At 73.7% G+C, this 19,059-nt stretch carries 20 protein-coding genes; 10 read left to right on the plus strand and 10 right to left on the minus strand.

The features are described 5' to 3' along the window. Window positions 1-56 precede the first annotated feature (56 nt). Together ACFVGS_RS02055 and ACFVGS_RS02060 are read left to right on the plus strand one after the other, a co-directional pair. Window positions 57-848 carry a BTAD domain-containing putative transcriptional regulator gene (locus ACFVGS_RS02055; protein WP_384411368.1) on the plus strand — a complete coding sequence of 264 codons (792 nt, stop codon included), beginning with the start codon at window positions 57-59 and terminating at the stop codon, window positions 846-848. A 166-nt stretch (window positions 849-1,014) separates the two neighbouring features. After that, the gene (locus ACFVGS_RS02060; protein WP_385689423.1) at window positions 1,015-2,601 is read left to right on the plus strand and encodes an FAD-dependent oxidoreductase; all 1,587 of its coding nucleotides are present in this window, start codon (window positions 1,015-1,017) and stop codon (window positions 2,599-2,601) included. A gap of 82 nt (window positions 2,602-2,683) precedes the next feature. On the opposite strand, the gene ACFVGS_RS02065 is transcribed toward ACFVGS_RS02060, so the two are convergent. Beyond that, on the minus strand, window positions 2,684-2,929 hold the full coding sequence (locus tag ACFVGS_RS02065; protein WP_384411364.1) for a hypothetical protein: 246 nt from the start codon (window positions 2,927-2,929) through the stop codon (window positions 2,684-2,686). A 226-nt stretch (window positions 2,930-3,155) separates the two neighbouring features. Between ACFVGS_RS02065 and ACFVGS_RS02070 the strand changes: the two genes are divergently transcribed. Next, window positions 3,156-3,629: a hemerythrin domain-containing protein gene (locus ACFVGS_RS02070; RefSeq protein ID WP_384411362.1), complete on the plus strand. Its 474-nt coding sequence runs from the start codon at window positions 3,156-3,158 to the stop codon at window positions 3,627-3,629. 292 nt (window positions 3,630-3,921) lie between these two features. On the opposite strand, the gene ACFVGS_RS02075 is transcribed toward ACFVGS_RS02070, so the two are convergent. Both ACFVGS_RS02075 and ACFVGS_RS02080 read right to left on the minus strand, forming a co-directional pair. Continuing rightward, window positions 3,922-5,241: a glycosyltransferase gene (locus tag ACFVGS_RS02075; RefSeq protein ID WP_384411360.1), complete on the minus strand. Its 1,320-nt coding sequence runs from the start codon at window positions 5,239-5,241 to the stop codon at window positions 3,922-3,924. A gap of 236 nt (window positions 5,242-5,477) precedes the next feature. Continuing rightward, the gene (locus ACFVGS_RS02080) at window positions 5,478-5,993 is read right to left on the minus strand and encodes a hypothetical protein (protein WP_385689427.1); all 516 of its coding nucleotides are present in this window, start codon (window positions 5,991-5,993) and stop codon (window positions 5,478-5,480) included. Between the two features lie 80 nt (window positions 5,994-6,073). On the opposite strand from ACFVGS_RS02080, the gene ACFVGS_RS02085 reads away from it, so the two are divergent. Next, a complete protein-coding gene (locus tag ACFVGS_RS02085) occupies window positions 6,074-7,228 on the plus strand; it encodes a winged helix DNA-binding domain-containing protein (RefSeq protein ID WP_385689429.1) in 1,155 nt (384 codons plus the stop codon). Window positions 7,229-7,303: 75 nt separating this feature from the next. Here ACFVGS_RS02085 and ACFVGS_RS02090 read toward each other — a convergent pair whose 3' ends face one another. Continuing rightward, on the minus strand, window positions 7,304-7,750 hold the full coding sequence (locus tag ACFVGS_RS02090; RefSeq protein WP_384411353.1) for an Lrp/AsnC family transcriptional regulator: 447 nt from the start codon (window positions 7,748-7,750) through the stop codon (window positions 7,304-7,306). 94 nt (window positions 7,751-7,844) lie between these two features. Between ACFVGS_RS02090 and ACFVGS_RS02095 the strand changes: the two genes are divergently transcribed. Continuing rightward, on the plus strand, window positions 7,845-8,669 hold the full coding sequence (locus ACFVGS_RS02095) for an LLM class flavin-dependent oxidoreductase (RefSeq protein ID WP_385689433.1): 825 nt from the start codon (window positions 7,845-7,847) through the stop codon (window positions 8,667-8,669). Next, a complete protein-coding gene (locus ACFVGS_RS02100; RefSeq protein WP_385689436.1) occupies window positions 8,666-9,106 on the plus strand; it encodes a nucleoside deaminase in 441 nt (146 codons plus the stop codon). The genes ACFVGS_RS02095 and ACFVGS_RS02100 overlap by 4 nt, the downstream gene beginning before the upstream one ends. Before the next feature lie 179 nt (window positions 9,107-9,285). Here ACFVGS_RS02100 and ACFVGS_RS02105 read toward each other — a convergent pair whose 3' ends face one another. After that, on the minus strand, window positions 9,286-10,377 hold the full coding sequence (locus tag ACFVGS_RS02105; protein WP_385689439.1) for a cytochrome P450: 1,092 nt from the start codon (window positions 10,375-10,377) through the stop codon (window positions 9,286-9,288). A 313-nt stretch (window positions 10,378-10,690) separates the two neighbouring features. Between ACFVGS_RS02105 and ACFVGS_RS02110 the strand changes: the two genes are divergently transcribed. Further along, window positions 10,691-11,932, plus strand: a complete 1,242-nt coding sequence (locus ACFVGS_RS02110) for a cytochrome P450 (RefSeq protein WP_384411346.1) — start codon at window positions 10,691-10,693, stop codon at window positions 11,930-11,932. Next, window positions 11,929-12,708, plus strand: coding sequence for a class I SAM-dependent methyltransferase (locus tag ACFVGS_RS02115; protein ID WP_385689442.1), 780 nt, complete (start codon window positions 11,929-11,931; stop codon window positions 12,706-12,708). The genes ACFVGS_RS02110 and ACFVGS_RS02115 overlap by 4 nt, the downstream gene beginning before the upstream one ends. Window positions 12,709-12,805: 97 nt before the next feature. On the opposite strand, the gene opcA is transcribed toward ACFVGS_RS02115, so the two are convergent. The 3 genes from opcA to ACFVGS_RS02130 all read right to left on the minus strand — a co-directional run bounded on the left by opcA (window position 12,806) and on the right by ACFVGS_RS02130 (window position 15,450). Continuing rightward, window positions 12,806-13,717 (minus strand): glucose-6-phosphate dehydrogenase assembly protein OpcA, encoded by a 912-nt coding sequence (opcA, locus tag ACFVGS_RS02120; protein WP_384411343.1) that lies wholly within the window; start codon window positions 13,715-13,717, stop codon window positions 12,806-12,808. Between the two features lie 190 nt (window positions 13,718-13,907). After that, complete coding sequence (locus ACFVGS_RS02125) at window positions 13,908-14,831, minus strand: NADP-dependent oxidoreductase (RefSeq protein ID WP_385689445.1); 924 nt, start codon at window positions 14,829-14,831, stop codon at window positions 13,908-13,910. A gap of 13 nt (window positions 14,832-14,844) precedes the next feature. Further along, the gene (locus tag ACFVGS_RS02130) at window positions 14,845-15,450 is read right to left on the minus strand and encodes a DoxX family protein (protein WP_384411338.1); all 606 of its coding nucleotides are present in this window, start codon (window positions 15,448-15,450) and stop codon (window positions 14,845-14,847) included. Window positions 15,451-15,675: 225 nt separating this feature from the next. Here ACFVGS_RS02130 and ACFVGS_RS02135 point away from each other — a divergent pair, with 225 nt between their 5' ends. Together ACFVGS_RS02135 and ACFVGS_RS02140 are read left to right on the plus strand one after the other, a co-directional pair. After that, window positions 15,676-16,278: an HdeD family acid-resistance protein gene (locus tag ACFVGS_RS02135; RefSeq protein ID WP_384411337.1), complete on the plus strand. Its 603-nt coding sequence runs from the start codon at window positions 15,676-15,678 to the stop codon at window positions 16,276-16,278. A gap of 177 nt (window positions 16,279-16,455) precedes the next feature. After that, window positions 16,456-16,878, plus strand: a complete 423-nt coding sequence (locus tag ACFVGS_RS02140) for a DUF350 domain-containing protein (RefSeq protein WP_361575902.1) — start codon at window positions 16,456-16,458, stop codon at window positions 16,876-16,878. Window positions 16,879-16,990: 112 nt separating this feature from the next. Here the strand turns inward: ACFVGS_RS02140 and ACFVGS_RS02145 are convergent, their stop codons facing one another. Beyond that, window positions 16,991-17,458, minus strand: coding sequence for a hypothetical protein (locus tag ACFVGS_RS02145; RefSeq protein WP_385689449.1), 468 nt, complete (start codon window positions 17,456-17,458; stop codon window positions 16,991-16,993). After that, complete coding sequence (locus ACFVGS_RS02150; protein WP_385689452.1) at window positions 17,455-18,891, minus strand: WGR domain-containing protein; 1,437 nt, start codon at window positions 18,889-18,891, stop codon at window positions 17,455-17,457. The genes ACFVGS_RS02145 and ACFVGS_RS02150 overlap by 4 nt, the downstream gene beginning before the upstream one ends. Window positions 18,892-19,059 lie beyond the last annotated feature (168 nt).

The following is a 19,059-nucleotide window of genomic DNA, read 5'->3' on the forward strand; positions in this document are numbered from 1 at the left end:
CGGTGGCCCGCCAGGTGCCCCGCCGGACGTTCGAGCGCGCGGGTTACGCTCGACGCATGGCCGACACGATCCGCTTTGAACTCCTGGGGCCTCTGAGGGCCTTGCGCGCGGACGAGGAGATCCCGCTCGGACCGCCGATGCAGCGGACCGTGCTCGCCGTGCTCCTGCACCTCGACGGGAAGGCGATGTCGTTCGGAGGCCTGGTCGACGCCGTCTGGGGCGCCGAGCCGCCCGCGCACGTGAGGAACCTCGTCCAGAAGTACGTCTCCGGGCTGCGCCGCGCCCTGCGCGGGGCCGGGCCCGAGCTGGTGTGGACGGGCAGCGGCTACCGGCTGTCCGGCGCCCGGGCCGACGACCTGCACGACCGGCGGGAACTGGTGCGGGCCGCCGTCGCGGCGCGCGACATGGGGGATCTGCACCGGGCGGGTGAACTGGCGGGCGCGGCGGAGGCGTTGTGGCGCGGCGAGTACGCGGAAGGACTGGCCGGACCGTACCTGGAGGCCGAGCGGCGACGGTGGGCGGAGAAGCGGATGCTCGTCCTGGAGGCACGACTGGAGGGCGGGATCGCACTGGGCCGGTACGAGGAGTGCGTCCACGAACTGGTCAGGCTCGTCGCGGCGCATCCGCTGCGGGAGCGGCCGGCGGCACTGCTGATGCTGGCGCTGTACCGGGCCGGGCGTTCCTCCGACGCGCTGCTCGCCTACGAGGAGGCGCGGCGCCGGATCGCCGGGGCGATGGGCGCCGACCCCGGACCCGCTCTGCGCACCCTGCACGAGCGGATCCTGCGGCAGGATCCGGCTCTGCTGGGCGGGGTCGAGGAGATGGCCGGGCGCGCGGCCGCCGTCTGACCGCCGACGGCCCGAGCGCCCGCGCGCCGGGAGCGTCCGCACGTCCCTGCCCCGGCGCCCCTCCGTCCGTACGTCCGCACGGCAGTGCGGCCTGCCTCCGCCGGTGCGGGGGGCTCATGGGCGGAGCGCGTGCATCGTGGCCCGCTTCGGGGGCAGTCGCGGGGACATGAAGCCGATCCACGACCAGAACCGGTCCTACTGGATGCAGACGGCCGGCATGCCCTCGTTCGCTCCTCTGACCACCGACGCCGAGGCGGACGTGGTCGTCGTCGGCGGCGGGATCGCCGGGATCAGCACGGCCTGGGAGCTCGCCCGCGCCGGTCTCGGCGTCGTGCTGCTGGAGGCGGACCGGCTCGCCGGAGGCGTGACGGGCCACACCACCGGCAAGGTCACCGCCCTGCACACCACCGTCTACGACACGCTGCGCACCCAGCGCGGGGAGGACGCCGCCCGCCTCTACGCGGAGTCCCAGAGCGCCGCGCTGGAGCACGTCTTCGAGGTGGCCCGGGAACTCGGCACCGACTGCGACCTGGAGCGCCGGCCGGCCCTCACGTACTGCGAGGACCCCGACGGGGTGGAAGCGCTGCGCGCCGAGGCCGAGGCCGCCCGGGCGGCGGGGCTCGACGCGTCCTTCGTCACCGAGACCGGCCTGCCGTACCCGGTCGCGGGCGCCGTGAGGGTCGAGGACCAGGCCCAGTTCCACCCCCTCGCCTACCTGCGCGGGGTCGTGGAGGACCTCGTCGCGCGCGGCGGCCGCATCCACGAGCACACGCGGGTCACCGAGGCGCACGGGGGCGCTCCCCGTCGTCTCACCACCTCCACCGGCACCGGGGTGTCCGCCCGCCATGTGGTCGTGGCCACCCACCACCCGGTCTTCGACCACGCCCGTCTCGCCACACGGCTCACCCAGCACCGCGACCTGGTGATCGCGGGCCCCCTGCCCCCGGACCAGGACCCGCAGGGCATGTACATCACCAGGGAGGGCGGCAAGCGGTCCGTCCGCACGACTCCGCTCGGCGACGGCGGCCGGCTCCTGATCGTCACCGGAGAGGCCTTCGCCCCCGGTACCGGCGAGGACACGGAAGCCGGGTACGCCCGTCTGCGGTCCTGGGCTCAGGAGCACTTCCCCGGGTTCGAGGTGAGCCACCGGTGGGCGGCACAGGACAACAGCGCCACCGACGGCCTCCCCGTCATCGGCCGGATGCGCGCCGGCGGCGGGAACATCTACGTCGCCACCGGTTTCGCCGGGTGGGGCATGACCGGCGGGGTCCTGGCCGGACGGCTGATCGCCTCCCTGGTCACGGAGACCGAGGACCCGTGGGCGGCGCTGTACGACCCCGGCCGTGCCGGTGCCGTCGTCGGGTCGGCGTCCACCTTCCTCAAGGCCCAGTGGGACACCGGCAAGCACTTCGTCAAGGACCGCCTGGACGCGCTGGGACACGGCACGAACGGCCCCGTCGACGAGCTGCGGCCGGGCGAGGGCACCGTGGTCCGGGCGGGGGGCGGGCCCTGCGCCGTCCATCGTGACGACCAGGGCGAGCTGCACGCCCTCTCGGCCGTCTGCACCCACATGGGCTGCGTCGTCGCCTTCAACAACGGCGAGCGGACCTGGGAATGCCCCTGCCACGGCTCCCGCTTCGGCATCGACGGCGAGGTCCTGCAGGGCCCGGCGCTGCGGCCGCTGGAACGGCGCGATCCCGCAGAGCTGGGCCTGGACCGGGCCCCGGACCCGGGCGACCACCCGGACGCGTGAGGGCACGGCCCGGGGCCACCGGCGGCTGCCGGTGGCCCCGGAGTGCCCGGAGTGAGGGCGGTCGTGGGAGTGGAGTGGGGGCTCAGCCCTTCTTCTCGCGCGTCTTGTGCTTCGCGCGGGACTTCTCCTGGTCGGGAAGGGACTTCTCCTGGTCGGGAGGCGTTCCGCCGCCCTCGCCACCGCCGCGTTCGCCCTTGTCGGTGCCGTGCGGCCGGCCGGCGCCGCGGCGCTGTTCCTCCGACTGGCGGGCTTTGAGCGCCGCGCTGTCCTGCGGCGTGGCGGCGCCGCGGCCGCTGCGCCGCTGTTCACGTCCCTGGGGGTTGCTCATGGTGACCTCCTGCCGTCGCGAGGGGCGCTTCGTCCGGCGTGTGACCGGTCCGGGCGGATTCATTCGTCCCGGCCGGGCCGGGGTTCCGGTGCCGGTGCCGGTTCGGTTCGGTTCCGATGCCGGTTCCCGTGTCGAGGGCTGAGCCGCCGGATACGGGGCAGTCGCCCGGGCGGATCCGCGGCGACCGCCACCGGACGGCCGCCGCCCCGGCGAGGAGGAGTACCTCATGGACGGCATCGTGCTGCTCCGCGAAGACCACAAGACCGTGGAGAAGCTGTTCAAGGAGTTCGAGCGAGCGGGCGACGACTCCCAGGCACGCAAGCGGGAGATCGCCGACAACGTGATACGGGAGCTCACCGAGCACGCCTGGATCGAGGAGCGGGTGTTCTACCCGGCCGCCCGGGAGGCCGCTCCGGACACGAAGGACCACGTGCTGGAGAGCGTCGAGGAGCACCACGCGGTGCTGTGGATGCTGTCGGAGCTCGTCGGGCTCGATCCTGCGGACGAGCGGTTCGACGCCAAGATGACGGTGCTCATGGAGAACGTCCGCCATCACGTCGAGGAGGAGGAGAGCGACTGGTTCCCCGACGTGCGCAAGGCGATGGGGCGCAAGCGTCTCGTCGCGCTCGGCGAGCGGATGACCGAAGAACGGAAGAACGCGCCCGACAGCCCACTCGACGTGCCGAGCGCGGACTCGTAGCCGGGACCTCTCCCGTACGCGCCCCGAACGCCCCCTTCCCGCCGACGGCTGACCCGCGCGGGTCAGCGCATGCGCAGGCCCGGAAGACGGGCGGGAGGGGCCGGAGCAAGCCGCCTTCGGCGGACCGTCAGGTCTCGGCCCATCTCGGCCGACTCCCTTGCGCCGCTTGGCGGGATGTCTGCGGTCCGAGGCCGGACCGCCTTCGCCCCGCCGCCCGCGGGCGCAGGCGCCGCGCCCGCGCCCGTCGGTGGCGGTCGGGGCCAGTCAGTGCCGCCCGCCGGTGTCGCGGCCGTCAGTGCCGGTCGGGTCCGCCGACCATCCCCTCGATGAGGGCGAGCGCGTCGTGCGCCGCGTACTCCTTGGCGAGGGCGGCGGCCCGCTCGCGGTACGACGGCGTGCCGAGCACGGTGTCGACGGCGGCGCGGAGCCGGTCGTCGGAGGGGTCGCCGGTACGGAGGTTGAGGCCGCTGCCGCTCCATTCGACACGGGCCGCGACCTCGGGCTTGTCCTCGCTGTCGCCGCCGACGACGAGCGGGACGCCGTGGGCGAGGGCGGCCTGGGTGCCGCCGTAGCCGCCGTTGGTGACGAGGAGGTCGGCGAGCGGGAGGAGGTCGGCGAAGGGCACGAAGCCGGCGACGATCGCGTTGCCGGGTACGGCATCCAGGTGCGCGGCGATCCGCTCGGCGGCGTCCGGCCGTCCGGTGGCGGCCACGACGAGGACGTCCTCGCGGTCGGCGAGCGCGCGGACGGTCGGGACGACGAGCCGGTCGAGGTCGGTGTTGGCCAGCGTGCCCTGGGTGGTCACCACGATCCGCCGGCCCGCCGCCCGGGCCCGTTCGAGTTCGGGCCACCAGGCGGGCGGCTGCTGGCCGGCGGTGGCGGGGATCGGGATCGCGCCGACGAACCGGACGCCGGCGGGCTGGTCGCTGCGCGGGTACTCGAAGCCGGGGACGGTCAGTTGGAGGAAGGTGTCGGCCGAGTCGGTGAGCGTGCGGCCCAGCGGGCCCTCGGGCAGGGTCACTCCGGCCGCGGCGAAGCAGGAGCGCAGATGGCCGACGAGCGGGGCGCGCTGCTCGGCCATGCGGGCGGCGATCGCCGCGTACTCCGCCCGCTGGGCGTCGTCGACGGGCGGCAGCAGGCCGAGCACGTGCGGCGCGGTGTCCCGGCTCTCCACGCCGAGCGGCGAGATGCCGACGCTGTACGTGGCGGGCCGGCGGTCCGGGGCCGAGCCGAGGGAGAGGGCGACGCCGCCGAAGAAGAGGTTGTCGTAGAGGACGGCCGTGGCCGGGAAGCCGGCCAGGGTGTCCTGGAGGGCGCGGTGCTGATGGGGCGTCGGGTCGCCGAAGACGTGCATGACGTCCCACATGGTCTGCGCGGGCCCGGCCGGGACGCTCGCGCGCTCGGGGAACCGGGCCGAGAAGTCCCGGTCGTCGTAGTCCGCCTCGGGCGGCAGCGCGCGGAACTCGGGCCCGGCGGCGCGTACGTCGTCGGCGAAGCGGGCGCCGCCGAGGAAGACGACCTCGTGGCCGGCCGAGGAGAGGTGGCTCGCGATGCGGAGCAGCGGGCCGTGGTGACCGGAGACGGGTGTGGCGGCGACAAGGATTTTCGCCATGGTGAGGTTCCCCCTGGGTGCGAATGAGTCGGTGCGGGTGGTCGCTGTGGTGGATGGTGAGGTGGTCGCTGCGGTGGTCGGTGACGTGGTCACTGCAGTGGTTGGTGACGTGGTCACTGCGGTGACCGGTGCGCTGGTGACTGACGCGGCGAGTGCGCGCCCGTGGCGCGCGTAGCGAGCTTACGAGCTGCGGAAACGTGGAGCGAAGGGTTGGCCGGGCGTGGCGCGTCGGCCGCTCAGGCCCGTGACTTCCAGCGTCTGCCCTTGGAGGCGGCGCGCTCGTCGAGCAGCCGCCGGTAGTGCCGGGCGCGCTCTCCCTCGACGTCGAGCCGATCGATGATGGTGGCGACGGAGTCGGCGACGTGCGGGCGCCCGTTGAGCCCGGTCCGCACGAGCGGCCAGAACCCTTCGGTGACGGCGGCCCGGACGCGGTCGACGATCTCCTCCGGGGCGAACTCGGCGGTGGCGATCCGCCACAGCGCGTAGACGAGTCTGTCCCGCGCGAGGGCCGACGGCTCGCCGGAGAGCGCGGCCATGACGACACCGACGGCCGCCGGGGTGCACGCGAAGACGTCGCCGTCCCATACGACGTGCCCGTCGAGGTGATACCCCCGCAGGTCCTTCTCCGTCCCGGCCGTCAGGATCGTCTCGAACAGCAGCGGCATGTGCTCGGCGTTGTCGCCGCAGCCGCAGGCCAGCGCGGTCCAGTCGTGCCGGGCCAGTTCCTCCTTGACGAGCTCGTCGAGCTCCATCCCGTCCCCTCCCCCATCGCCCTTCCACCCCCGGGCCCCACCTTCTCATCCCCCTGCTCCGGCCCGCGACAATACGAGGCGTGAAGATCACCGCACGCGAGCTCAACCGGGCCACCCTGCACCGCCAGCTGCTCCTGGAGCGCGCACCGTTGGGTGTCGCCGACGGCGTGCGGCGGGTCGTCGCGCTGCAGGCGCAGCAGCCCGGTTCGCCGTACGTGGCCCTGTGGAACCGGCTCGCCGGCTTCGACCCCGTCGAGATGGACGCGGTCCTCGCCCGCCGCGAGGTGGTGAAGGCGACCCTGATGCGGATCACGCTGCACGCGGTGCACGCCGAGGACTACGGGGTGTTCCGGCGGGCGATGCAGCAGACGCTGTACGGCTCTCGGCTCGGTTTCCGGTTCGCGGAATCCGGGCTCACGCCGGCCGACGCCGAGGAGCTGTTGCCCGGGTTCCTCGCCTTCGCCGAAGTGCCGCGGAGCAGCGCGGAGATGAAGGGCTGGCTGGAGGAGCGGGTGGGGGCGGAGGCCCGGGAGGGTGCCTGGTGGGGGCTGCGCGGGTACGCGCCGCTGCACCACCATCCGACCGGCGGGCCCTGGTCGTTCGGCGAGCGGCCTTCGTACGTGACGGCGGGTGCGGGTTCTCTGCCGGCGGGCCGCGAGGCCGTGCCGGAGGCGCTGCGGGAGCTCGTGCTGCGCTACCTGGCGGGCTTCGGGCCGGCGTCGGTGGCGGACGTGGCGCAGTTCGCCATGGTGCAGCGGACGCCGGTCCGCCGGGCGTTGCGCGAGCTCGACGGCGGCGGAGTCGTGGAGCGGCTCGAAGGGCCGGACGGCACGGAGCTGTTCGACCTGGTGGGCGCTGAGCGGCCGGCCGGTGACACGCCGGCGCCGCCGCGCCTGCTCGGTATGTGGGACAGCGTGCTCCTCGCGTACGCGGACCGGAGCCGGGTGGTCCCGCCCGAGTACCGGCGCGTGGTGACGAGGATCAACGGCGACGTGCTGCCGACGCTGTTGGTGGACGGCCGGGTCGCGGGCGTGTGGCGGCCCGTCGAGGGCGGGATCGAGGCGACGGCGTTCCACGGTCTGCCGGAGCCCGTGTGGGAGGCGCTCGCCGGGGAGGCGCGGGCGCTGTGCGCGCTGCTCGCCGCGCGCGAGCCGCGGCTGTACGGGCGGTACGGCCACTGGTGGGCCAAGCTGCCGGAGGGACGGGTGCGGCTGCTGCCCGGACAGGTCCCGTGACCTGTCGACGGGCTTCGGGTGGCCCGGAGTGTTCGAGCCTCTCGGCCGGGGCCGAGGCAGCGGGTCGGCCGTCGGTCAGGGGCGGTGGGGTCCGCGGTAGGGCAGGGTCCGGCTGTAGACGACGCTCGTCGTCGTGCTGCCGAAGCCGGCGAGTTCGTCCATGAGTGTCTCCAGGTGCTCCATGGAGGTCGCGGCCACTTTGAGGGTGTAGCAGTCGTCGCCGGTCGTGCGCAGGCACTCCAGGATCTCCCGCCGCTCGGAGAGCAGGCGGCGCAAGGGCTGGTGGCGGTTGCCCGGGTACTTCAGGCGGACGACGGCGAGGACGGGGTAGCCGACCTTCGTCAGGTCGACCTGGGCGTGGTAGCCGGTGATGACTCCGAGCGCCTCCAGGTTCCGCACGCGTTCCGTGGTGGCCGACGGGCCGAGGTTGACGCGCCGCCCCAGCTCGCTGAGGGAGAGGCGGGCCTCCTGTTGCAGCTGTTCGATGATCGCCCAGTCGACGTCGTCCAGATTCACGGCCATACCGCGAAACTACCAGCAAAACCACGGAAGAACGCCGCTGACACCGGGAAGATCCTCTTCAGGGCGCCGTGATCACCGGGATAGCCTCGGGGCCATGCAACTCGGCGTCAACGTACCGAACTTCGGCCCCGGAACCGATCCCGGAGTCCTCCGCGAGTGGGCACGGGTCACCGAGGGACTCGGCTTCGGGCTCCTCATGGTGTCGGACCACGTGGCCGTCACCCCTGACGTGGCGGGCCGCTACCCGGAGCCGTTCTACGAGCCGTTCACCACCCTGTCCTGGCTGGCCGGCCTCACCACCGGCATACGGCTGGGCACGACCGTCCTCGTCCTGCCCTACCGGCACCCGGTGCTGGTGGCCCGGATGGCCGCGAACCTCCACGACCTCAGCGGCGGCCGGTTCGTCCTCGGAGTGGGAGTCGGCTGGGCCCGGCAGGAGTTCGATGCTCTCGGTGTGCCGTTCGGCGCCCGCGGCCGGCTGACCGACCAGTACCTGGCCACCCTCCGGGAGACCTGGCACGCGCCGCTGCGGGGCGGCGTCGACACCGCCCCGATCCCGATCTGGATCGGCGGCCACAGCGAGGCGGCCCTCCGCCGCGCCGTCCGGTTCGGCGACGCCTGGCATCCGCTGCGGCTTTCCCTCCCGGAGATGCGCGCGGTCCTGCGGAGCCACGCGCTGCCGGCGTTCGCGCCCCGCATCGCCCTGCGGCTGACCGGCACACCGGTCGACGCCCCGGACCGCCCCGCCGGCGTCGGCACGCTGGAGCAGATCCTCGACGATCTCGACCAGCTCCGTCAGCTGGGCGCGGACACCGTCGTACTCGACCCCTACCACGGAGACCCCGAGGAAACCCGCCGGCCCCACGCGGCATGGCAGGCCCTCACCACCGTCGCCACATACTGGAGAGACCGATCGTGATCACCGAAGCCGACGAGACCCTGCTGCGGCGCGCCGTCGCGATCGCCGCCCACGCCGTCGCCCTCGGCGACGCGCCGTACGGTTCGCTGCTGGCGGGACCGGACGGCACGGTCCTCGCGGAAGCGCACAACACGGTACGGCGGGACGACGACATCACGGCCCATCCGGAGCTGAAGCTCGCCCGCTGGGCGGCCCGCGAACTCGATCCGGGCACGGCGGCCCGCACCACCCTGTACACCAGCTGCCAGCCGTGCGGCATGTGCGACGGCGGCATCGTCCGTTCCGGCATCGGCCGGGTCGTCTACGCCCTCTCCACCGAGCAGCTCGTCGCCCTCAACCCGCCGTCGGGGGCCTGGCCGAGGGTGCCGCAGGACGGCCCCGCCCTCGCCGACGAGGCACGCGTCCCCGTGGAGGCCTACTACCGGCCGGGCCGGTGACACGGCCCGAGGGCCCCCGCACCTCGGTGGGCGCGGGGGCCGTGGTTCACGGCGCGGGGCCGGCCGTGCGGACGGGCCTCGCGGTGCTCGGTCTCAGTGCCAGTACTTCATGTCCGTACCTCCTCCCCCGGTGAAGGGCGGGCAGTCACCTCGGCCTCATCGGGCTCAGTGCCAGTACTTCATGGCCGTACCTCCTCCCCCGTGGCGGGGCGCAGCGTCACCTCGAAGCGGTCGAGTCCGCGCAGGGTGAGGTTGCGCCGGTGGTGTGGTCCCGCGACCGCCCGTGCGCCGGGGTGGTCCGTGGCGAGGGTCCCGAGGACCGATCCGGCGAGCCGGATCGCCATGGACGCGCCCAGGCAGGCATGGGCCCCGCGGCCGAACCCGAGGTGCGGGTTGGGCGCGCGGTCGAGTCGCAGCTCGGTGGGGCGGGCGAAGCGGAGCGGGTCGTGGTTGGCCGCGCCGAGGAGCAGGGTCACCGGGTCGCCCGCCTTGACGGTGACGCCGCCGATCTCGGTGTCGGTGACGCAGACCCGGGCGTCGGCCTGGACGGGTGCGTCGTAGCGGACGAGTTCGTCGACGCCGGTGGCCGGTCCCGCGGCGCGGAAGGCGGCGAGGGCGCCGGGTGTGGTGAGCAGGGCCGCGGCGGCGTTGCCGAGGAGGCGGGAGGCCGACTCGTATCCGGCGTGGAGGACGGCCCGCAGGCTGTTGCGCAGGACGGCCGGGTCGACGCCGCTGTCGTCGGCGTGCGCGGCGACGTAGGCGATGAGGCCGTCCTCGGGCGGGTCGGCGAGCCAGCCGCCGGCGTACTCGGCGAGTTCGGCGCGGGCGGCGACGGCGGGTTCGTGCTTCTCGGGCCACAGGCCGGCGTCCATGCCGTCGACGACGGTGCGGGACATGGGCACGAACCAGGCCAGGTCGGGTGCGGGCACGCCGAGGAAGGCGGTGACGAAGCGGAGCGCCAGCGGTTCGGCGAGTTCGCCGACGAGGTCGAAGGAGGGCCGCCGGGACAGCTCGGCGAGGAGTTCACGGACCTGGTGGTCGAGCCGCTCGTGCAGGGCGTGCCGGTCCTGGGCGCGGAAGCCGTCGAGCAGCAGGTGCCGGATGGCGGTGTGCTCGGGCGGGTCGAGGGTCTGGACGCTCAGGAGCGGCGCGGGGATGTCCTCTCCGGCGCGGCGCCAGTCGGAGGCGAAGCGGGTGCTGTCGGTGAGGACGGCGAGGCAGTCGGCGTGGCGGGTGAGGACCCAGGAGCCGAGGAGGTCGTGCCAGAACACGGGGGCGGTTTCGCGCAATCGGGCATATGCCGGGTACGGGTTTCCGAGTACCCCGGGGTGGGCCAGTCCGAGTATCGGATCGGCTTCCACCGCCTGGTCGACCTGTGCCACGAAACGCCTCCCCTTGCGCAGTAAGGCCTGGTTGAGGCCGTAAATGCTGTCGGTTGAGCTGTGCGGGACAAACGTTTCGCCGGTGGGCGACGCCGTTCCGCGGACATCCTCCGTGCTGATCGCCGGTGACGCTACCACGCAACTTCCGTGGCTGGTATGACTACCTGCCACAGATCTTTCTCATGATCACGGGGAGTGACGGATGTCGGATCAGAGCCGGACCATCGTTCACGACGTGCCGCTGAATGTCGCCCAACAGCCCGATCCCTACCCGCTGTTCGAACGGATCCGGGAACACGGTGTCGTGCAGCGGGTTCGGCTGAATCCCACCCTTGAAGTCTGGATGGTCACCGGCTACGACGAGGCCGTGGCCGCACTGACCGACCCGCGGCTCAGCAGCAGCCCGGCCGGAGTCAACGGCCTCGCCGAGGAGATGGCCCACCAGGAGCGCACCAACGTACTGATGGCCAGCATGCTGGTGGCGGACGGCTCGGACCACACCCGGCTGCGCAACCTGGTGTCCAGGGCGTTCACGGCCCGCCGGATCGAGGAGCTGACGCCCCGGATCCAGGCACACACCGACGCCCACCTCGACGCCTTCGCCGGACGCGGAACGGCCGATCTGGTGGCCGAGTTCGCCCTGCCGCTGCCGATGGCCGTGCTCAGCGAGCTGATCGGCATACCCGCCGAGGGACAGCCGGACTTCGCCCGGCTCGCGGTGGGTCTGATCATGCCGCCGAACACCCCGGAGCGACTGGCGAAGGGGGCCAGGGCGCGCGCCGAACTCACCGAGTTCTACGAGCCCTTGATCGCCGCGCGGAAGAAGGAGCCGCGCGACGACCTGCTGAGCGCGCTGTGTGCCGCGCAGGCCGAGGAGCGGATCACCGACCGCGAACTGACCGCCATGGCGATCCTGTTGACGCTCGCCGGACACGAGACCACGGCGAGCCTGATCGCCAACGGCGTGCACGCGCTGCTGCGCCATCCCGAGCAGTTCGCGGCGCTGCGCGACGACCCGGGCCTGCTGCCCGGCGCGATCGAGGAACTGCTGCGCTACGAGGGCCCGGTGAGCCGCGGCGTGGCCCGCTTCACGGTCGACGACTACGAGATCGGCGGCGTCACCATCCCGGCCGGCGAGATGATCATCATCGGGCTCGCCGCCGCCAACCGCGACCCGGCCCGCTTCGACCGGCCCGACATCCTCGACGTGGCCCGCCGCGAGATGCCGCAGCAGCTCGCTTTCGGCCATGGCGTTCACTTCTGTCTCGGTGCGCCGCTGGCCCGCGCCGAAGCCAGGATCGCCCTCGGCACCCTGCTGCGCCGCTTCCCCGACCTGCGGCTCACCGACCCGGACGAGGACCTGACCCGGCGCGAGGGCATCCTGCGCGGCATGGCGACGCTGCCGGTCAGCTTCAGCCCGGTGCCGACGAGCGGGCAGGCGTGAGCGGGGCACCGGCCGCGGGCGGCACCGCCGCGTTCGACGCCATCGCGCCCGACTACGACGCGTCGCGCGGCGGCACCGCCCGGGCGGTCGGCTTCGCCGACCAGCTGGCCCCGCTGCTCGACCCGGCCGCCGCGGTCCTCGACATCGGCGTCGGCACCGGCATCGTGGCGGCCGAGCTCACCGCGCGCGGCCACCGGGTGTTCGGGGTGGACCTGTCCCCCGGGATGCTGGCACGGGCCCGCGAACGGCTCGGCGCCCGGGTGGCGGTGGGCGACGCGGGCCGGCTGCCGGTCCGCACGGCGTCGGTGACCCAGGCGGTGTCCACCTGGCTGCTGCACGCGGGCCCCGACCCACGCGCGGTGTTCGCCGAGGTGGCGCGGGTGCTGCGGCCCGGCGGCCGCTATCTGGTGATCCCGGCCCGTGGCATGCGCCCCACGGACGACATCGGCCGGATCGTGGGCGAGCTCGAGGACCGCCTGGATCCCGGGGGTGCCCGCCAGGACGCTCCCGGACTCCTCGAACCGATCGCCGCCGCGCACGGGCTGCGCTACGAGGGCAGGGCGAGCGAACGTCCCGCCGTCTTCCGCGTCTCACCGGACCAGATGGCCCGCTCGATCGCTGGCGGCCGGCTCTTCACCGGCGCCTGGCAGGTCCGCGAGGAGGACCTGGGCCTCGTGGCGGAGGCCTGCGCACGGCTGCGCGCCCTGCCGGACCCGGAGCTGCCGCGGGTGCGGGAGATGGCGGACTTCGTGATGGTCTTCCGGCGCGTGGACTGAAGCGGGCCGCGCGGAGCCGGAGGACGGCGCTCCCGCGGCGGGCGCACGGAGCCGGGGACGGCGCTCCCTCGGCGGGCGCGCCGTCCTCCGCCGCCGCTTACCGCCCGTACCGGAGAGCCGCCGCGTAGGCCTCGTCCGGGTCGAGGCGGCGCAGTTCCTCGGCGATGAGCTCGGCCGTGGTGCGGACCTTGAGGGCCATCACGCGCGTCGGCTGGCCCGGGATGGACAGATGGGCCACCGGGCCGTCGGGGCGGTCGATGCGGATCTCGCCGTCGGGCGTGCCCATCCGGACGGCCGTGACGACGGGCCCGTCGGTGACGACCCGCTCGACGGGGACGTCGAGACGGTCGCCGAACCAGCGGGCGAGGAGCTCCGCGCTGGGGTTCTCCGCCTCGCTCTCCACGGCGGCCGAGGTCACCGTCGTCCTGGCCTGGTCGAGCGCGGCGGCCAGCAGGGAGCGCCAGGGCGTGAGCCGGGTCCAGGCGAGGTCGGTGTCGCCCGGCGCGTACGAGGCGGCGCGGGCCGCGAGCGCGCCGAGCGGGTCCTCGACGGCGTACGTGTCGGTGATCCGGCGCTGGGCGAGCGAGCCCAGCGGGTCCTTGGAGGGCACCTCGGGTGCGTCGACCGGCCACCAGACGACCACGGGCGCGTCCGGCAGGAGCAGCGGCAGGACGACGGAGTCGGCGCGGCGGGCCACTTCTCCGTGCATCCGGAGCAGCACCGTCTCGCCGGCTCCGGCGTCGGTGCCGACCCGGACCTCGGCGTCGAGCCGGGGCTCGTTGCGGGCGCGGGGGGAGCGGGCGTGCCGCTTGATGACCACGAGGGTGCGCGAAGGGTGCTCGCGCGCGGCCTCGTTGGCGGCCTTCACCGCGTCGTACGCGTGCTCCTCGTCGGTGACGATGACCAGCGTGAGGACCATCCCGACGGCGGGCGTGCCGACGGCGCGTCGGCCCTCCAGGATCGCCTTGTTGATCTTGCTGGAGTTGGTGTCCGTGAGATCGATCTTCATGACCGGCACCGGTCCCTTCCGTCGCGTCCCTCGCGCTCGTCGCGTCCCTCGCGTACCTCGCGTACCCGCATGCGCGGTTCCCCCTGCTCTCCCCGTAGCGCCGGATCGGCTCCGGATCTTCCCGCACAGTATTCAGGTACGGGACACCGTCCAGGCGTCGCGGACCCGGCCAAGATCCGGAAGAGACGGCCTAGGACCCGTCGCCGACCGAGAGCACCAGCTTGCCCCTCGTGTGCCCTTCGCTGTTGAGGCGCCAGGCCTCCGCGGCATCCCGCAGCGGCAGCACCTTCTCGACGAAGACGGTGAGCCGGCCCTCGTCCGCGAGTGCGGCGAGCGTCGTGAGGCCGGCGCCGTCCGGCCGTACCCAGACGTAGTGGCCGCCGAGGGCCGCGGCCCGGTGGTCGGCCACGGAGGCGAGCCGGTCCGGGGAACGCAGCAGGTCGAGGGAGACGTCGACGGACTCGCCGCCGACGAAGTCGAGCGCGGCGTCGACGCCGTCGGGGGCCAGGGCCCGGACCCGGTCGGCGAGACCCGGGCCGTACGCCACGGGGTCGGCGCCGAGACCGCGCAGGAAGTCGTGGTTGGCGGGGCTCGCGGTGCCGATGACCCGGGCGCCGCGGGCGGTCAGGATCTGGACGGCGAGCGAACCCACGCCGCCCGCCGCCGCGTGCACCAGGACGGTGTCCCCGGCGCCCGCCCCGACCCGGTCGGCGGACTGCAGGGCGGTGAGTCCGGCGAGCGGGAGGCCCGCGGCCTGGGCCCAGCTGAGCGCGCGGGGCTTGCGGGCGAGCATGCGGACCTGGGCGGCGACCTGCTCCGCGTAACCCCCGTGCTCGGCGCTGTCCTTGCGGATGTAGCCGATGACCTCGTCGCCGGGGGCGAACTCGGTGGAGTCGAGCCCGTTGCGCTCGACCACACCGGCGATGTCCCAGCCGGGGATCATCGGGAAGTGGGACACCATGATCGGGTCGAGGCCGCCCGCGGCGAGCTTCCAGTCCACCGGGTTGACGCCGGCGGCCGCGACGCGCACCAGGACCTCGCCGGGGGCGACCTTGGGCTCGGGGAGCTCCGTCAGGGTGAGGGCGTCGGCTCCCCCGTACTCCGGCATGGCCATGGCCTTCACGGTGTCAGCTCTCCCTCTCGCGGGCGCTGGTGTGCTCCGGCTCGGGCTCGTCGTCGGGCTCGGCCCGGCCGGCGTCCTCGGCGGAGGAGTCGTCGGGCTGCGGGGAGGCGATGGCCTCGGCACGGCGGCCGACGACGGCCGCGGCGGCGAGCGCCGTGCCGAGGAAGGCGGTGGCGACCACCCAGGGCCGGTCGAGGACGTGCCCGGTGGCGTGGTCGAGCGAGAGCCGCCCGGCACCGGTGACCCCGATGGCGGCCGCGGTGAAGCCGAGGAAGGCGGGGTACTCGTAGCCACCGCTCATGGCGAAGAAGCCGGACGGGGCGTGTACGGAGACCGCGCCGGCCATGGCGCCCGCGGCGGCGGCACCGGCCGCGGGCGTCGCGAGGCCGAGAGCGAGCAGCGCGCCGCCGCCCGCCTCGCCCAGGCCGGCGGCGACGGCGCTCTGCCGGCCGGGGCGGAAGCCCATGGCCTCCATCGCCTTGGTGGTGCCCTCGATCCCGCCTCCGCCGAACCAGCCGAAGAGCTTCTGCGCGCCGTGCGCGACGAGCACGGCACCGGTGCCGACCCGGAGGACGAGCAACCCGAGGTCGCGTCGGTTGAATGCGGTCATGTCGGTCTCCCGTTGCGGATACGGGTGCGGCGGGTGCGCGCGCCCTGCACAGTCGCTCTCCACTCTGCGCCGGACCACGGCTCCGTCGGATGCGCTGATCGTCCATACAGGTCATCTTTTGCGGCGTTCGTCCCGTACTGCTTGAGTGAGAGCGCCGCGGACGACCCTCAGACGGGCCGCCGGGCGCCCTCGCCGAGGGCGCGACAAGAGGAGTGGAGCAAGACCATGTCGCAGACTCATGACCGGCCGGCGCGGGAGGACGTGCCGGCCGGACCGCTCGGCCTGCTGGCCGGTGTGGCCTGGCAGGCGCTGCTGGTCGCCGGGGTCGTCTCCCTGGTCCTGGGTGTCCTCGTGCTGGTGTGGCCGAAGGCCACGCTGACCGTCGTCGGCGTGCTCTTCGGTCTGTATCTGGTGGTCAGCGGCGCGCTGCAGCTGGTCACCGCCTTCGGTACCCACGTGCGGACATCGCTGCGGGTGATGGCGTTCATCAGCGGCTCGCTGGGAATCCTGCTCGGCCTGTTCTGCTTCCGGGACGCGACGCAGTCGATCCTGCTGCTCGCGTTGTGGATCGGCATCGGCTGGCTGTTCCGCGGGATCACCCAGACCGTGGCGGCCGCCTCGGACCCGGACATGCCGGCCCGCGGCTGGCAGATCGCTCTGGGTGTCATCAGCGCGCTGGCCGGTGTGGTGCTGATCGAGTCGCCGCTGGAGTCGGTGCGCGTGCTCACCGTGCTCGGCGGCATCTGGCTGCTCGTCGTCGGCGTGGCGGAGATCGTGACGGCCTTCACCGTCCGCTCGCGCGCCAAGCGGATTCCGGCCGGCGCCTGAGACCGGACCGGGCGGTGGAGCCGCGCGCACGCGCAGGTGGTCGGCGTGCCCGTGACCCGCCTGGTCGCGCGTCGCGCGTCCACGACCCGCCGACCACGGCCTTCTGACCCTGCGCTACATTTTGCCGGTCCTTGACCGCGATCATTCACGATCACTTCCTTCCGGAGCCGGCATCCCATGAGCGACATCGTCAACGGCCTCGGCCGGACCACCGCGTACGGCGCCCTCGGCGTCGTCCTGCTGATCCTCGGCATCGTCCTCGTCGACATCCTGACGCCCGGCAAGCTCGGCCGGCAGATCTGGGAGGACCGCAACCGCAACGCGTCGATCCTGCTCAGCTCCGCGCTGCTCGGCATAGGCGGCATCGTGTTCACGGCGATCTGGACGACCTACGACGACTTCGCCAAGGGCCTGCTGTCCACCGCCGCGTTCGGTCTGCTGGGCCTCGTGCTGATGGCCGTCGCCTTCCTGGTCGTCGACCTCGTCACGCCCGGCAAGCTGGGCGCGACCCTGGTCGACCCGGAGCCGCACCCGGCGGTGTGGGTGACGGCCTCCTGCAACCTGGCCGTGGCGGCGATCGTCTCCGCCTCGATCGCCTGACGCACGCCGACCGGACGCTCCCCGGCCCTCCTCCACGGCCAGGCGTCGCGAGCCCGGCCTCATCGGCGAGAACCCCCTCGGCCGTTTCTTTCGGATCAGGGCCGGACAGGCACTAGCTTCCCGGATCCGCCGGCTCGACCTCCAGGAAGCGGTGCCGGCGCGGGCCCCGGTAGAGGAGCGCGTCCCAGCCGAACCGCTCCAGGGCCGCGGCGCAGGCACCGAGGGCGGCTTCCTCCTCATGGCCGGCACCGGATCCCGGCGGGCCGAGCCATTCCACGACGGCGGTGCCGGGGCGGTCGCCCGGTGTCACGCGATAGCCGCTGGCGACGCGGGTGCCGGAGGCGTCCAGGGCCGAGGGCGGCTGCCCGGCCGCCTCCAGGACCAGCGCCACCGCCCGCACCGGCTGCCGGCGCTCCCACTCGGCGGGCCGGGCGGCCGGGTCCTCGCCCTGACGGCCGGTCACGCGCCGGATCTGGCGCAGCCCCTCGACCGCCGCCCGCACCTCGCGTGAGCGCTGCTCCGCGTCGGGTCCGGGCAGCGGCGGCCCGTCCCCGGTGGCCGCCTCGAAGCCGCCGCTCACAGCAGCCGCCGGATGTCGCCGCGGACCCGGTAGAAGCCGCCGGACGCCGGGTGCAGGGCGTCGACGACATAGCGGGCGCCCGGCTGGCGGATGGCGCGCGGGAACTGCACGTTCCACCCGGGCTCGTAGCCCTCGGTCACCACGTGGACCCGCATCCGGCCGCCTTCCTGGACACATTCCACGACCACCGACCCGGCCGGCACGGTGCTGACCGCGTCGACGGCGGCGACCGTGGTCGCCGGGGCGTACGTGGGCAGGGCCGCGGCGAGCTTGACGTCCTGGGCGACCGGGACGGTGCCCTGCTGGGCGGCGGCGATGGCCGCCTCGCTCGCGTCCACGCACAGCAGCGAGCCGTCCGTGGTCACCAGGTAAAGGCGCTCGTCGCGGTACTGCATGGAGAGCGCCGAGCCGCCTCCGGTGCCCAGCTTCCACAGCCGGGTGCCGTCCTCGGCGAAGCAGTAGACGGACGAGGCGCTGTCGCCCGCGAAGACGAAGCGGCCGCCGGGCGAGGTGGCGCACGAGTACACCACGCTGTCGCAGGCGTACACCGCCTCGGTCCTGCCGTCCTTCTTGGCGAGGCGGTGCACCTTGCGGCGGCCGGTGCCCGCGTAGACCGCGGTGTCCTCCTGCCAGCCGAACAGCACGCCGCCCTCGGTGGCGGTGTGCCAGAGCTCCTGCCCGCCGTCGGGCGTGTGGGCGGTGACGCCCCGGCTGTCGCCGTAGTACACGGCGTCGGCGTCCGCGCGCACCATCCAGGCGTGTTCGCCGCGGCCGCCCCGCGACCACTGGTGCTCGTCCTCGTGGTCGATGACGGTGAGCCGGCCCGAGCGGTCGGCGACGTTGAGCACGCCCTCGTGGATGTCGAGCCAGAAGATGTCGACGTCGGCGGCGATGTCGTAGGCGGCGAAGGGCAGCTTGGACGACAGGTCGTACACCCGGCCGTCGTCGCAGCCCGCGTAGATCCAGAAGTCGTCGGCGACCAGGCACTTGACGCCGTCGGGCAGGCTGAAACGGGCCAGGACCTCGCCGGTGTGGCCGAGGGTGAAGACCTCGCCCGCCTGGTTGCCGACCCAGCAGCGCTCGTCGTCGACGTGGATGCCGAAGGCCGCGGAACCGGTGCGGAAGCGCCACAGCACGGGCGCGACGGCGCGGGCCGTGGACGGCGCGGAGGTGACGGCGCGCCGGGTGACCGAGCGCGGCGCGCGCTGTCCCTGGACCGCCGGCGCGTACCCCTTGCGGACCTTCTCCCCTATCTTCTTCGCCGCCGCTGCCTGGGCCTTCTCGGCCGTCGGGAAGGTCGAGGTCTGTGTCTGCCCGGCCGCGCCGATCCGTCCGTAACGGACCGACACCACCGTGCCGTCCACCGTCACTTCGTAGAACTTGTGCGCGCCGCCGCCGTCCTGCGACAGCTCCAGATAGGTCTTCGTCGTCATGTCCTGAACGGTAGGGGGAGGCACTGACAACGGGCCGGCGACGCGTAGGCGCCGGAGGACCAAAGTCCGTCCTGTTCAGGACTTTCGTCGCGGCATTCCGGACATTGACCCCTGTGACGATGGTTTCTGAAGATCATCCGACACGTCGTCATCTCGTCACCTCGTCGA

This window comes from Streptomyces sp. NPDC127114 (assembly GCF_042677525.1).
Classification (GTDB): domain Bacteria; phylum Actinomycetota; class Actinomycetes; order Streptomycetales; family Streptomycetaceae; genus Streptomyces.